This window comes from Vreelandella glaciei, from assembly GCF_013415125.1.
Classification (GTDB): Bacteria; Pseudomonadota; Gammaproteobacteria; order Pseudomonadales; family Halomonadaceae; genus Vreelandella; species Vreelandella glaciei.
In genome coordinates this window covers 115,765-127,968 of the sequence record NZ_JACCDE010000011.1, presented here as the reverse complement: position 1 = coordinate 127,968, position 12,204 = coordinate 115,765, and the positions used below count along the sequence as shown (strand labels likewise).

At 49.5% G+C, this 12,204-nt stretch carries 15 protein-coding genes and 1 pseudogene; 6 read left to right on the top strand and 10 right to left on the bottom strand.

Features of this window, described 5'->3' with window-relative positions; all coding sequences use genetic code 11:
• Positions 1 to 319: 319 nt before the first annotated feature.
• From HZS80_RS09535 to HZS80_RS09525, 3 genes are all read right to left on the bottom strand, one after another.
• The gene (locus tag HZS80_RS09535; protein ID WP_218927655.1) at positions 320 to 928 is read right to left on the bottom strand and encodes an SIR2 family protein; all 609 of its coding nucleotides are present in this window, start codon (positions 926 to 928) and stop codon (positions 320 to 322) included.
• 137 nt (positions 929 to 1,065) lie between these two features.
• Positions 1,066 to 1,416, bottom strand: coding sequence for a cupin domain-containing protein (locus HZS80_RS09530; protein ID WP_179915928.1), 351 nt, complete (start codon positions 1,414 to 1,416; stop codon positions 1,066 to 1,068).
• A 74-nt stretch (positions 1,417 to 1,490) separates the two neighbouring features.
• Complete coding sequence (locus tag HZS80_RS09525; RefSeq protein ID WP_179915924.1) at positions 1,491 to 2,945, bottom strand: DUF5677 domain-containing protein; 1,455 nt, start codon at positions 2,943 to 2,945, stop codon at positions 1,491 to 1,493.
• 594 nt (positions 2,946 to 3,539) lie between these two features.
• Between HZS80_RS09525 and HZS80_RS23475 the strand changes: the two genes are divergently transcribed.
• The 3 genes from HZS80_RS23475 to HZS80_RS23835 all read left to right on the top strand — a co-directional run bounded on the left by HZS80_RS23475 (position 3,540) and on the right by HZS80_RS23835 (position 4,867).
• Positions 3,540 to 3,770 (top strand): hypothetical protein, encoded by a 231-nt coding sequence (locus HZS80_RS23475; protein ID WP_246361849.1) that lies wholly within the window; start codon positions 3,540 to 3,542, stop codon positions 3,768 to 3,770.
• 90 nt (positions 3,771 to 3,860) lie between these two features.
• Positions 3,861 to 4,070 carry a reverse transcriptase domain-containing protein gene (locus HZS80_RS23840; RefSeq protein WP_281662231.1) on the top strand — a complete coding sequence of 70 codons (210 nt, stop codon included), beginning with the start codon at positions 3,861 to 3,863 and terminating at the stop codon, positions 4,068 to 4,070.
• Positions 4,070 to 4,867, top strand: a complete 798-nt coding sequence (locus HZS80_RS23835; RefSeq protein WP_281372580.1) for a reverse transcriptase domain-containing protein — start codon at positions 4,070 to 4,072, stop codon at positions 4,865 to 4,867. Before HZS80_RS23840 ends, HZS80_RS23835 begins: the two co-directional genes overlap by 1 nt.
• 72 nt (positions 4,868 to 4,939) lie before the next feature.
• On the opposite strand, the gene HZS80_RS09515 is transcribed toward HZS80_RS23835, so the two are convergent.
• From HZS80_RS09515 to HZS80_RS09500, 6 genes and pseudogenes are all read right to left on the bottom strand, one after another.
• On the bottom strand, positions 4,940 to 5,671 hold the full coding sequence (locus HZS80_RS09515) for a hypothetical protein (protein WP_179915923.1): 732 nt from the start codon (positions 5,669 to 5,671) through the stop codon (positions 4,940 to 4,942).
• A gap of 209 nt (positions 5,672 to 5,880) precedes the next feature.
• A complete protein-coding gene (locus tag HZS80_RS23460; protein WP_246361847.1) occupies positions 5,881 to 6,522 on the bottom strand; it encodes a transposase in 642 nt (213 codons plus the stop codon).
• Positions 6,523 to 6,603: 81 nt separating this feature from the next.
• Positions 6,604 to 7,281 (bottom strand): hypothetical protein, encoded by a 678-nt coding sequence (locus tag HZS80_RS23455; protein ID WP_246361845.1) that lies wholly within the window; start codon positions 7,279 to 7,281, stop codon positions 6,604 to 6,606.
• A gap of 62 nt (positions 7,282 to 7,343) precedes the next feature.
• Positions 7,344 to 7,439: pseudogene (locus tag HZS80_RS24245) on the bottom strand (transposase); the annotation flags it as partial.
• 237 nt (positions 7,440 to 7,676) lie between these two features.
• Positions 7,677 to 8,099, bottom strand: a complete 423-nt coding sequence (locus HZS80_RS09505) for a hypothetical protein (protein WP_179915922.1) — start codon at positions 8,097 to 8,099, stop codon at positions 7,677 to 7,679.
• A gap of 86 nt (positions 8,100 to 8,185) precedes the next feature.
• Entirely contained in the window at positions 8,186 to 8,743 is a 558-nt protein-coding gene (locus HZS80_RS09500; RefSeq protein WP_179915921.1) for a hypothetical protein, read from the bottom strand.
• Between the two features lie 223 nt (positions 8,744 to 8,966).
• On the opposite strand from HZS80_RS09500, the gene HZS80_RS23450 reads away from it, so the two are divergent.
• From HZS80_RS23450 to HZS80_RS09490, 3 genes are all read left to right on the top strand, one after another.
• Positions 8,967 to 9,428, top strand: a complete 462-nt coding sequence (locus tag HZS80_RS23450; RefSeq protein WP_246361843.1) for a phage integrase N-terminal SAM-like domain-containing protein — start codon at positions 8,967 to 8,969, stop codon at positions 9,426 to 9,428.
• A 202-nt stretch (positions 9,429 to 9,630) separates the two neighbouring features.
• Positions 9,631 to 9,825: a tyrosine-type recombinase/integrase gene (locus HZS80_RS23975; RefSeq protein ID WP_340162615.1), complete on the top strand. Its 195-nt coding sequence runs from the start codon at positions 9,631 to 9,633 to the stop codon at positions 9,823 to 9,825.
• Between the two features lie 401 nt (positions 9,826 to 10,226).
• Positions 10,227 to 11,540 (top strand): hypothetical protein, encoded by a 1,314-nt coding sequence (locus HZS80_RS09490; protein WP_179915920.1) that lies wholly within the window; start codon positions 10,227 to 10,229, stop codon positions 11,538 to 11,540.
• 4 nt (positions 11,541 to 11,544) lie between these two features.
• Here the strand turns inward: HZS80_RS09490 and HZS80_RS09485 are convergent, their stop codons facing one another.
• On the bottom strand, positions 11,545 to 12,066 hold the full coding sequence (locus HZS80_RS09485) for a zinc ribbon-containing protein (RefSeq protein WP_179915919.1): 522 nt from the start codon (positions 12,064 to 12,066) through the stop codon (positions 11,545 to 11,547).
• Between the last annotated feature and the right edge of the window lie 138 nt (positions 12,067 to 12,204).

Sequence of the window (12,204 nt, the reverse complement as noted above, 5' to 3'; positions counted from 1 at the left end):
TCTACCACCTGTTTAACGGCTTCGATTTTGAATTCTTCAGTGTAACGGGGATGGCTCATGGATCCTCCTAGGTACCTTTAGTATAAGGCCTAGAGGTGTCTACGAAACCCGGGGCGATTCAGATCTACTATTAAAAGGTTTGGTCGAGCTTGCTCAATTGGTTCCCATATGTGTGCGTCATGAGCTATATATTTTATACCAACAAGAACAACTAAACTTGAGGTAGCAATAATTTCAGAATATCTATTTTGTGTATTCTTAGTCAACTCTCTATTTACAACTACACGCTTTCCCTCTGCATACATAGCTAAAACGGGGCTCAAGTCAGAGTTTTTTGGTCATTACACCAAGTCTCTACTTCATGGGCAGTCGATACAGCTTTAGTCTCTAAACCTTCCACATACGTTCCACAACCTATCATTGTATTCCCTGACATAACCATGCCATTAGGAAGTTGTGGTAGAAAATTAGATGAACCATGTGGCTTCAATAAGTTAATTCCATTATCGCCAGCATTATAATCCACGTTAAAGCCATTCCTAGCTAGGGATTTTTCTATCAATAAATCATAATTTAAAATTGTGATATTTATCTGTTCCATGCAGTTTCGTAGTTTATTAAATAAACGTACATAAGCATTGTCTGGCCTAGTAGAAAATTTTGACAAGTAGCAAGCCAACTCCTTTTGAAGTGGATTAATGAGTCGGCTGTCATCAGCAACGGTAGCCATACCTGCTTTAAATCCATAGGTTCTGAATACTGCTTTTGAATCAGAACTGAGTCTATAAAATGCACCATTCAAGTTTTCAAGATCATTGAATAAGTCATTTCCCAATGGAGGATTTTTTGGTAAGCACCCGCCTGAACCAAAACTTGCTCCCGCACCAAATACTATACTAATCAGAATATTTCTCCCTTGCCAAACCAAAAAGGCACTTAACGCGGCGTTAAGTAGTGAGCAACGCCACAACTGAACCTAACCTACTGTGCCGTAAACACTTAAGCTGATTCAAACCAAAAATGCCGAGCGTTGCGAATCTGCCTTAAACGCTTTGTTATGGCGATTTACTTTAGACTTGCTTGAATGATTAGTAACTCAATTTCATTGTTCGATGTATTAACCAAACCATGGGTGCCAAAACGTTTATTAACGATCATATCTCCTGAAGCCACTTTTCTTTCCTCACCTTCAATGGTCATAGTGCCTTCACCTTTCAAAATGATATACATTTCTTCATCGTCTCCATGAGTATGCTCGCCCATGGAGCTGCCCGGTGGCATGACAACACGAATAGCGAAATCCCAAGCACCATCAAAATCTTTACGCCTGAACGCACGATAGATGTCTATTGATCCTTCTCCATCATGACTATTTTCATCCACTTCTTTATCGCAAGTATAAAAATTACGTATCACCTTTCCCGAACTCCTTTCTGATTGTTTCCCGCAGATCTGCTGAGCGTCATAACAGGTATTCGGCGTCTGGTCGATCATTGCTCCGAAATCCTATGTGAAAATCCTGGATACGCCGCATCTAGATCATCCAGAATCCTGTTTACTAGGTCGGCGGCATCACTGACAGTGTCAGGCAAAGGTTTTTGGTCAGGGTATCTGTGCATCCTATGCAACGGGTTGCCACATGTGGTGAATGATGCTTCCCTCACCGGCCCCCAAGTTCCATGAACATATCCAGAAGTCCAAGAATAGTGAGTGTCGTATTGCTCCTTGCATCCGGACCGCTCACTGAGTTTTCGCAAATCTAAGCCGCTCCAGCTGCCTAGTTCAATATTCAAGAATTCCTCCCAAATATCTTCACCTGCGATTTGTTCAATCCAATCGATATTGATGAATTTGGGGGGCTCCATATCTGCATCAAAGCGTAGTGCATTCAGCTTGGCCTGCCCGGCTCCATAAGCTCGCCACTTCTTCCATAGCGCATCCTCGTCTTTATGAAGGAGATAGTGAAGGCTTACATAGGCTTCAAGTAAAGTTCGTAACCCCAAACGTCCCAAAATTCCAGTGCCGACCCCGACACCCAATAGCTCATCAATCAGCCGGAGCGCGTAAAACGCGATACCAAAGACAGAATCGTGACGCGCATCTACCGATGTTGTGGAATGAGTGCCCTGCCAATGCTCCTCCAATTTTCCTAAGAGATCGGAGATGGCAGTCCGTGTGACTGGTGCGGTCGGAGGATTTACAACAGCATCGTGATTGAGGACAAGGCATGGGGTGTTATGCCAAGTTTCGAGCCAGAACGAATCAGCCCAGGTAGTATCCGGAGGATCCATTGACGCCGGGGCAATCTCCATCGCTCTTATACTGGGCCTCACCGACCTCTGATTGCCGACGTCTGGATATCCAATCCATTCTTCAGCCATTTCACGAGGGACATGAAGCTTGCCAGCAGCAAGCTGCGCCATCAATCGCAGCCACCGGCAATCCGTTGCTTCTTGCGACTGGTGCCACAAGTTTTGGCCTACGGCTGTCATCAGCAATTCAATGTCCGGAGCGAGTTCAGGAATACAGACCATCCAATTAGTAGCAGCTGGCAGATCGTTGAATAGCCTGAGAATTGTCAAGGCCTCAGCTATGGCTGGATGGTCGGTTATACACGCGATGAGCTCAGTTCGAAGTGCAACATCCATCTTTGAGATGCCAGTGTGGGTTAGGTCGGAGAGTTCCTCACTTCGCTCATGGTTCCCGATGAAATTAATGATCCGTCGAAACTGGAAAATGGCAAAGTCTTGATCGTCTATGGCCCGGACAGTGACGGCCCAAATCATTTCCGGCATTCGCTCGTTTGTCCATGAGGAAAACACAACTTTGCCCTCCATCTTTGCGAATGGCGGAAGTAGTTGTTTTCCGACGCGCGTATGACCGGAGATTGGTGTCCGGTTTTTACCACTGCGTGATTTCTTTCTACGGTTCTTGCTCTTGGGCATAGCACTAAGACTCCGAACGCCGCCATAATTTGCCGCTTGAAGCGCAGCGTAAGACGGTCAAATTGATGGCTTTGTGTACGCCCAGCATGGGCATGAACTGATGAGGTGAAAGTCCTCTGTAGGAAGATCACCGTTTGCCGCGCTGAATCAGCTTAGTAAACGACAACTACTAGCGAACGGCAAGGGCAAGGCCGTGAGGCCTTGTCGGGAGGAAGCCGCTAGCAAAACTGCGAGCTGATGAACAAGAACATCATATGAGGCGTAGGATGGAGGCGAGTTGGCACAAGACAACGAAGCCAGGTGATCTAACGGCCACCGTAAATGATGCAGTTGCGCAGTGAAAGTTCATGTCCTTATCTGGGGAGATCTGCTTAACCAGCGATCGGTCAGCTAACCAGTCAGGCTCTGGTCTATAAGTGCCTGGGCTTCTCAGTCTCATCAACTGAGAAGAGCAAACCGATGAAAACCGATAGCGCGAACTAGGGCAACCCTGCTCGTGATTAAGCAGAAGTCAGCAGAAGGCATAGTAGCCAAACGCCTGCCGTAATGGGCAGGACAGGGTGAAGGCCTGAACATTCAGAGAAAGGAGGAGCCTTGTCACACTTGAGTACGCGAATGCCGACCGGCAATGACACGACTCAGCGTGCTGAATCGAAGCCAGCCTTTAGCAACAGTCTATTCGAGCAGTTTCTATTGCCTGCTAATTTGCAGCTGGCATGGAAACAGGTTCGAGCCAATAAAGGAGCCGCTGGGGTGGACGGGATGACGATTGAGGCATTCCCGGCCTGGGTGAAATCCGATGAGTGGGACACGGTAAAAGACTAGCTTCTTAGCGGTCGCTACTACCCACAACCAGTTAGGCGTGTTGAGATCGATAAACCCGATGGCGGCAAGCGATTGCTGGGTATTCCAACGGTGATTGATCGAGTCTTACAACAAGCCATTGCTCAGGTGCTCCCTCCGGTCTTCGACCCGACCTTCTCACCCAATAGCTTTGGGTTCAGGCCGGGCAGAAATGGACACCAGGCGGTTAAGCAGGTGCAACAGATCATCAAGCAGAAACGGCGTATTGCCGTGGATGTCGATCTGTCCAAGTTCTTTGATCGAGGAATCATGATCTGTTGATGTCATTACTGAGCCGCAAGGTTCACGATAAGCGACTGAAGCAACTGATCGCTCGGTATCTTCGAGCTGGGGTTATCGATAACCAGCTCTTCCAGGAGACAAGAGAAGGTGTTCCTCAAGGCGGGCCTCTGTCCCCTTTGCTGGCCAACATCATGCTCGATCCTCTGGACAAAGAACTGGAAAAGCGCGGCCATCCCTTTGCACGCTATGCTGATGAGTTCATCATTCTGGTCAAAAGCCAACGTGCTGGGGAAAGGGTGCTGAAAAGCATTACCCGCTTTATTGAAAACCGCTTGTCGCTGGTGATCCACACCGACAAAAGCCAGGTGGTGAGTGTCAATGAAAGCAAGTTTCTGGGCTTCACGTTCAAGAACGGGCGAATCAAATGGCATCCGGAAACCCTGCTGAAATTTAAGCAGAGAATTCGGCAGCTCACCAACCGAAACTGGGGCGTCAGCATGAGATACCAGCTCTTTAAGACCAGCCAGTACATTGCAGGCTGGATCAATTACTTTGCCATCGCCAACTGTTATCAAGAGTGTTACGAGCTTGATCACTGGATACGCCGACGAGTCGGTATGGCCTACTGGCGGCAATGGCGGAAACCCCGCACCAAGGTAAGAAACTTAATCAGTCTGGGCGTTCGGGTGCAGGCCGCCGTTGCCTGTGGTATCACCAGTAAAGGCCCTTGGCGTAGCTCCAAAACACCGGGTATCAACCAAGCACTATCGGATGAATACCTGAAGAAAGCCGGTTTGGTGTCACTGCGCGATGGATGGATCAAGCTTCACTACTGAGTGAAACGCCCTGTGCGGATCCGCATGCAGGGTGTTGTGGGGGCTGGGGGCTAGAAACCCCCGGCTACCCGATTATGTGCTGCTCACTAATTCTGAAACTCCTGATTTTTGGAGAACATACTCAACACCGTCATTTACATCAATCGATTGAGCGCCAAACATCATATCTTGCCCTTCTAATGGGTAGTATCCTTCGTATTCATATCCATCATTGTTAGCGACAGCTCCACGAATGTGCATTTTGAGTTTTGAATTTAAATCATCTATACCTGGAAGATCACCCTGCGCCGCTGCATCAATGTATCTATTGATTTCGTTATTACATCTTTCGATTGCTTTGCCAACCAAAAAGGTGTTTGCCCCAAAATCTATAACCCAGCCATGATGTGATTCATATATGCGTTTTGCGTGATTTGGAGCACGAACAGGATTTCCTGACGAATGCGTATGCCACCAAGCGCTTTTTCTTACGAATTCTTTTGCATAATCTAGCGGAACTGTTTCAGTTCTAACTAGCCATGGTCTTACAGAGCGGATTCTTTGAGCAATAACCTGATGCTTCTTTGCCAATTTCTCTCTTAACTGAATCAATTCCTCTAATAACTTTTCATCAAGTTCGGCCGACAAAAATGTTTTTTTACAACTAACGCATGCTCTGGCCCGTCGAAACCACGAAATATCTTGATGATCAGTTCTATACCATCTCTGTGCTTTTGGCTCTCCGAGTGCGGTTGGAGACATTGCTTTGCAAACGCTGAACTCTTTGCAATTTGGGCAGTATATCTTGGTTCCACCTTTAGCCACTCAAGCCTCCCGTTTTATTGCACATAACGAGGCTGTAGAAAAACCCGTTTTCGAGCCGTTTCCACCGCCTGTTGTCCTTTTTCATTTACCCAGCCGGTCACCTGGCTGAGTAAGCTTAATATCGGCATTTAGCCACTTGAGCGCCCAGCTAAAGCTTGCTGAAGACGGCCGTTTATTCTTAGAAAGCAACTTATCCCACTCTAAGCCCTTCATGACGCGGCTAAGTTACCGTAATTCGCTAACTTCTCAATATTGTGCACTAAGCAATAGAGCTGCCACTGACCTTGCACTTTTTTCTTACCCCGAAGGCTGAAGCGGTTCAGTCTTTTCGTTGTGCCAATGTTGCCAAAGACGGGTTCCACGACTGACATACGATGTCTGTAAATTTCTTTGCCCTTGGGGCTATCAACTAGGAGCTTCATCCAGTCGGTGTAATTGGGTAAGCATTTGTTCTCAATAATAAAAGATACTTGTCGCCCCGCGCCGTTGCGATGGTCGGCCGAGCTCAGGTTCTGCATGCATCGGTATTTCTTTGGGCAGTGCCGACATTGCAACAAACGCCCTTCAAAGTGTACCCGGATCTTGCCATTGTCTGTGTCTCGTTGCCCGCGATAGGACAGCTTTTCACCGGTAGGGCAGATACACGTTAGGTTTACAGGATCAAACTGGAACGCGCTGGCGGGCGTCGGCTGTCGCCAGCCTTTGTCCGGCAGGTTCTGATGGCGCTTGCCGTATTTGTCTTTCTGGTCGGCGAATTTCGGATCTCGGCTGCGGAACTGGTTATCGGGGATGTAGCCGTTGATCTGCTGTTCGTGCAGATACTTCATATTGGGTTTACTCGTCTCATCCATGAGACTCGCCCTTCGGGCCAGCCTGCGGCTGGTCAAATTTATTCCCTATAAATTTGTCATTGGCAAAGCCAGTATCGGCGGTCACGATGGTGCCTTTCTGGTAGATTTTTTCCGCAATGCCCAGTTTCTTAAAACGGGCTTCGACCGTTTCCAGTACGGGCTGCAAGGTGTGATGTTCCTGGCCTTCGCCGAAGGCCTGAGCGTCAATGACGATCTGGTGCTTTTTATCCTATCCACCGTGGCGACGCCGTTATAGCCCTGGATCGTGCCCTTGCTGGCGGTCATTTTGGCACTTTCGTTATCGGTCAGATTGCGCTTCACTTCCTTGATTCGCTTCCCCCGGCCCATCCTTGGGCTGTGCGTCTTTAGGAAAAGATCTACTTTATTCATGGCGGCATCTAGCGAGAGAATCGTCTTGGCCCGTCGGATATCCCTATCCAGATCGGCTTCCGTCTCAGCCTCATCACGCGCGTAGTGCTCCAGTAGGTGATGCCGAATCAGGCCTCTCAGCTTCTCTCGCTTCTCACCCAATTCTTTAAACGTGCCAGACCACTCTTTGGAGGCATCGGAGGACATCTTGCAGCCATCAATCGCAAAGAGTTCGTTGCCCAGTAAGCCTTGTTCGTGGCACACCAGCAGCACTTGTTCGAATAGCGCTTCGATCTCATCAGCATGGCGACTAACGAAGCTTGCCAGTGTGGTGAAATGAGGCACGGTATCGCAGGAAAGGGCTTTGAAAATGATGTTGGTCTCACACACCACTGCATCTCGCGGCTGGAGGTGATGCCTTTGGAGTAGGCAAACAGGATGTTCTTCAACAGGATGGCCGGATCGTAGGCCAGCCGACCTGTCGCGTCGTTACGGTACTTGGGATGGAAAACTGATAAGTCGAGTTTATGCTCGATCAGGTAATGCACTGCGTGCTCAAAGGTGCCGGGTTGGAGTTGATCTTAGTAGTTGATCACCACCATGGCATTTTGATCGTGGTTATAAGGATTGAAGCGCGGTGTGCTGACCACTCCTCATCTGTTTTTCCCGATCCTACCAAGCTTAGGCGTCAAAAGGATTTTCTACAGCCTCAACGCCCGCAGCATGCGCGGCTTTGGAATGTAGGCGAAGCCACAATGGAAAAGCCATCGCCATGCCAGCGATTGTTAAGCAACATAGAGGGTAACCACGACCCCTGCGACAAAAAACAACAAACTTATTAGTGCAGACCTTATTAACGACTTCGAACTCTCAGCTCGGAGCTCTCCTCGCAGCGTTTGAGCTACCGCTTCAACCTCTTCCCCTTTAAGGGTGGCAAGCTTCTCGAACCTTTCAACGTCAGCCTGCAATTTGGTTGCCATCGAATGGCGCTGCTGAATCTCGCTCTCGATTTCGTTTGTGAGCGCGATAGATTCTTTTAGAGCCTTGGATAGTCTTTCGATTCGCTCGCCAGTCGTTTCCCCTCGCTTTTCTTTGATTTTTCGCTCAACTTTAATCTTCAAATACTCCATCCCCACAGCAAAAGCACCAGCTGCCAAGACCATTGGGAGAAGAGCAAAAAACAATGCTGAGGTTGGAAACGAACTCATCTCTATCCTTACTGCTTAACGCCTGGGCTCAGCCGCCGGTTTGGAGCAACAGCGGAAAGCCGGTCGGCTGCAGCCCTTGGTTATACCTAAGACGGCGACTTACCTTGCTGCTTGTTGCACTCCTCAAGCAGCTTCTTTCTGAGGCTTTTTTCGACCTTAGCTTCAAACGTTTTGCCAACAGAGGTGTGTATTTGCAACCGCAACCAACACAGATTCCACCTTGGATGTGGACGTAGCGAATTGTGCGAAAACCTCTCTATCCAGTTATCCTTCACATCCAACGATAGAAGCCATTTAGCCTCCTCTCCATCATCAATCTTGACCGGAATGCCACTGGAATACATATCCTTTTGCACGGTTTGTACAGCGTGCCGTTTCTTAAAGAGGCCAACCTTCCAGCCTACATTCGTTACTGTTGCGACGCGATGGCCCGTGTTAATAACCTGGATATAAAGAAATTCCGGAAACTTTTCTTTCGGACCATTGCCTTGCTCAACAGTTATCCGATGACCTGCAGTCGCCTCAAGCTTTAGTGGGCGATCAGATCTCGCCAAGTAGAGCGAGACGGAAACAGCAGCAAATGTTCCGACCGCAGATAGCCAAGGAGCGAATGTGTTAATAAATTTCCAAGTTTCTATTTCCATCTAAAGCCCGATAACATAGGTATAACAGATATTAGACGGCGCGTCCTATGATTGGATGAACGCGCCAGCATGTTTACTTAGTAAATGTAGCCTACCTTTTGTGCAAAACACATGATCTTAAATTAATATTAATTAGGCTAAATTTGCAGAATTCGCATTCTTGCGCATTTTTCAAATCCTAATAATACTGTATGCATATCCACTATCAGGAGACAGACACCAAATGGATATGCAAAGCAGGCCTCCGAAAATAATGGATCGTGTGAAAGCTGTTATGCGGGTAAAGCGCTATAGCCCACGTACTGAAAAAACATACTGTTACTGGATACGTTACTTCATTCGTTATCATGGGGTGCGTCACCCTGCCAGTATGGGCCCTTCTGAAGTGCAGGCCTTTCTGGAGCACCTTGCCGTAGAGCGATATGTGGCTGCCGCTAAACAAAACCAAGCGCTTAATGCTTTAGTATTTCTGTATCGCCATATCCTTGATATGCCATTAGGAGATATTGGCACCTTTTCACGAGCTAAACGCCCGCGTCGATTACCTGTCGTACTTTCTCACGAAGAGGTTATGCGCGTATTAAATCAATTGTCTGGGCCTATGAATTTGATGGCAACCCTGATGTATGGCTCATTACCCGCTGTCTGTCTTCCCGCGTTAGAGGCGCAAATTGGAGTCGGCTGAACGGCAACTTGCCTCTCGGCTGGCACGTGGTCGCATACAAGTAACTTTACCTCATGCTCTGGATCGTAAGTACCCAAACGCAGGTATTTCCCTAGATTGGCAATGGCTGTTTCCTACCAGCCGCCCATGCTGTGATGATGCCGGGAACGCCGTTCTTCATCATATTCATTCATCGGCTGTGCAGAAGGCCGTGAAGCAGGCAATGAAATCTGCATCATTGCCACGTCCAGGCTCTTGCCATACCTTACGGCACAGTTTCGCCACCCAATTACTAAGCCAAGGCACGGACATTCGCACAGTACAAGAATTGCTAGGCCACAAAAGTATCGAGACAAAGCCAATTTATACACATGTAATAGGGAAGGAATTTGCCGGTGTGCGCAGCCCTTTAAGCTAGTCAAAAGAAAAGCACGCTACCGCCCCGGTGCATCTGGGCTGCGTTAAAACGCTCCGTTTGTGACCGTGTTTGGCTAATTAATCATACTTTATTCACAAACCCACCTCAGGTCACGTGTCGAGGCGAGAAAGTGCGTTGTATTTAAGTTGAAAAAATTACTTGGTTTTTGTTCGGCTTCGTTTCGCGATGCTCCCGCGGGTGCCTCATTTGCTCGTTCCTCGCATATTCGTTACCACGCGCGACAAGGTTGCTTTCTTACATTTCAGCATCACCGCCAGCATTGCGGCTTAATCTTCGCGCGCTGAAGCTCCCTCCCACAATGTTGAGGGCTGAGACGCTGTTGCTGCTGGCCTTCCTCCGCAAATCCGATTAGCCTGCTAATTCACTATTAAGGGTTTGGCATGCAAGAGACGATTCCTCGGCAGCGCTTGGCGGGCGTGCTGATTCTGCTTGGTTTGATCGCGCAAATTATTGGGTTTACTGGCGGGTTGAGCACTGCGCATGCGGTGAGCTATTTGCTGTGGGCGGCGGTTGTGCTGCTTTGGCGGGATATTCCAAAGCGCTCGCGCATTCAGGCGGGCGTATTGATTGCGCTGGGCGCGGGCATGCTGCTGGTGGCGCGGTTTGTTTATGGCGCTGAGGTGGATTGGCCCGCCATGCTGCAGGGCAATTCGTTTGTAGCGGCGATGCTGGTGGGCGTTAGCTTTATCTCGCTGATTGGTAAGCAAGGCACTAAAGGTGCGTCGGGTAAGCGTGTGACCGGTGCCAGTGGCGTGATGAGTACCTGGTTAGGCGTTCACTTCCTGGGTACGATTTTAAATCTGTCTACCGTGTTTATGGTGGGCGATAAGCTGGCCCGGCGAGGACCGCTGACGACACCGCAGCTGTTGGCGCTTAACCGGGGGCTCTCCAGCGCCGCACTCTGGTCACCGTTTTTTGCTTCGATGGGTGTGGTGATCGCGCTAGTGCCCGAGGTTGAGTATGCACAAATCGCTATAGTGGGCTTTCCTATAGCGATGCTCTCGGGGCTGTTAACCACGCTGGAGTTGCGGCGTCGGTTTGATCTTAGCGAGGTGGATGGCTATTCACTGGCGCCACGTAGCCTGTTGATGCCAGTGGGGATGGCCGCGCTGGTGATGCTGTTTCACTTTGTGCTAACCCCTACCCTCACTATTGTCAGCATTATCACCTTTCTGCTGCCTAGCGTTGCCGTACTGAGCAACTTGCATCAGGGGCCACGCTTTACCCTACGGCGAATTCGTCAACACACCACCACGCGCTTACCCGCCATGCGCGGGGAGATTTCGCTGTTTTTAGCCGCGGGTCTTTTGACGATTGGCCTTTCGACACTGGTCACGGCTGCCGCGGGCAGCGACTGGACGCTGTTCACTCGCTTTGGCACAACCCAGGCGATGATCAGTTTTGCGGCCATTACGCTAAGCGCGTTGGCGGGCCTACACCCGATTATTGGCGTGTCGGTGTTGGCGTCGATACTTAATCTGCAAAACGGGGAGCAGACGCTGTTTGCGTTTGTGGCATTAAGCTCGTGGGCGGTAGGCACCAGCGTGGGGCCGCTTTCCGGCATCAATCTTTCCCTGCAGGGGCGCTACGGGGTAAGCGGTTATCGCATGATGAAAAATAACCTGCTGTATGCGGCGGTGATGAGCCTGCTTTCGCTGGGGGCGATCGCAGGCTTCAGTTTACTGGTGGCCTAGGGAATCAGGTTTCAATGATTTTATTGGGGAACCGGTAGAAGTAACGATGGCCACACTGATGGCAAGGTTCCAGGCGTGAAACGGTGGGTAGCATTACCTGTGCATCGCAGTGGGTGCAGGCCATTAAACCGGGCGCGGCCATTTCGCCTTCGCAGTAGTCGGCGCGGGCGGCTTCCAGGTCTTCCTCAAAGCGTTCGCGCTCCACCACGCTGCGGTCGGCAATCGAAAGCAGCGATTCCGCCACGCGGCGGGAAAGCCCGTCAATGTCGATACCTAGCCAGCTAGCTACCTGCTTGCCGGTATCCGCCATAAAGTAGCGCATATCTTTAAGATCGCGCTCTACCCAGGCGCGCAGCAGCGCTAGCTCGTCTTTGGTGTACTCTTCAAGCTCCGATTCAAACTCGACCGCGTCGTCCAGATCCTTCTGTAATTTTTCCCAGGTTAGCTCGTTAGCGCCCCCCTGCATCCGCTCTAGCAAGCGTTCGTAGCCTTCGCGTAGGCGATTGTCATTCTGTTGTTCACTCATGGTGCCTCTCCTTTTGTCGACACATGCGGTTTCCTATCATCGGCTTACCGTTCAAGGATACACCCGCATAGGATACAATCGACCTCACTTATCTGACAGATGTCATCTCACATTCACTTTGCGCCCCTTTTGGGCGAA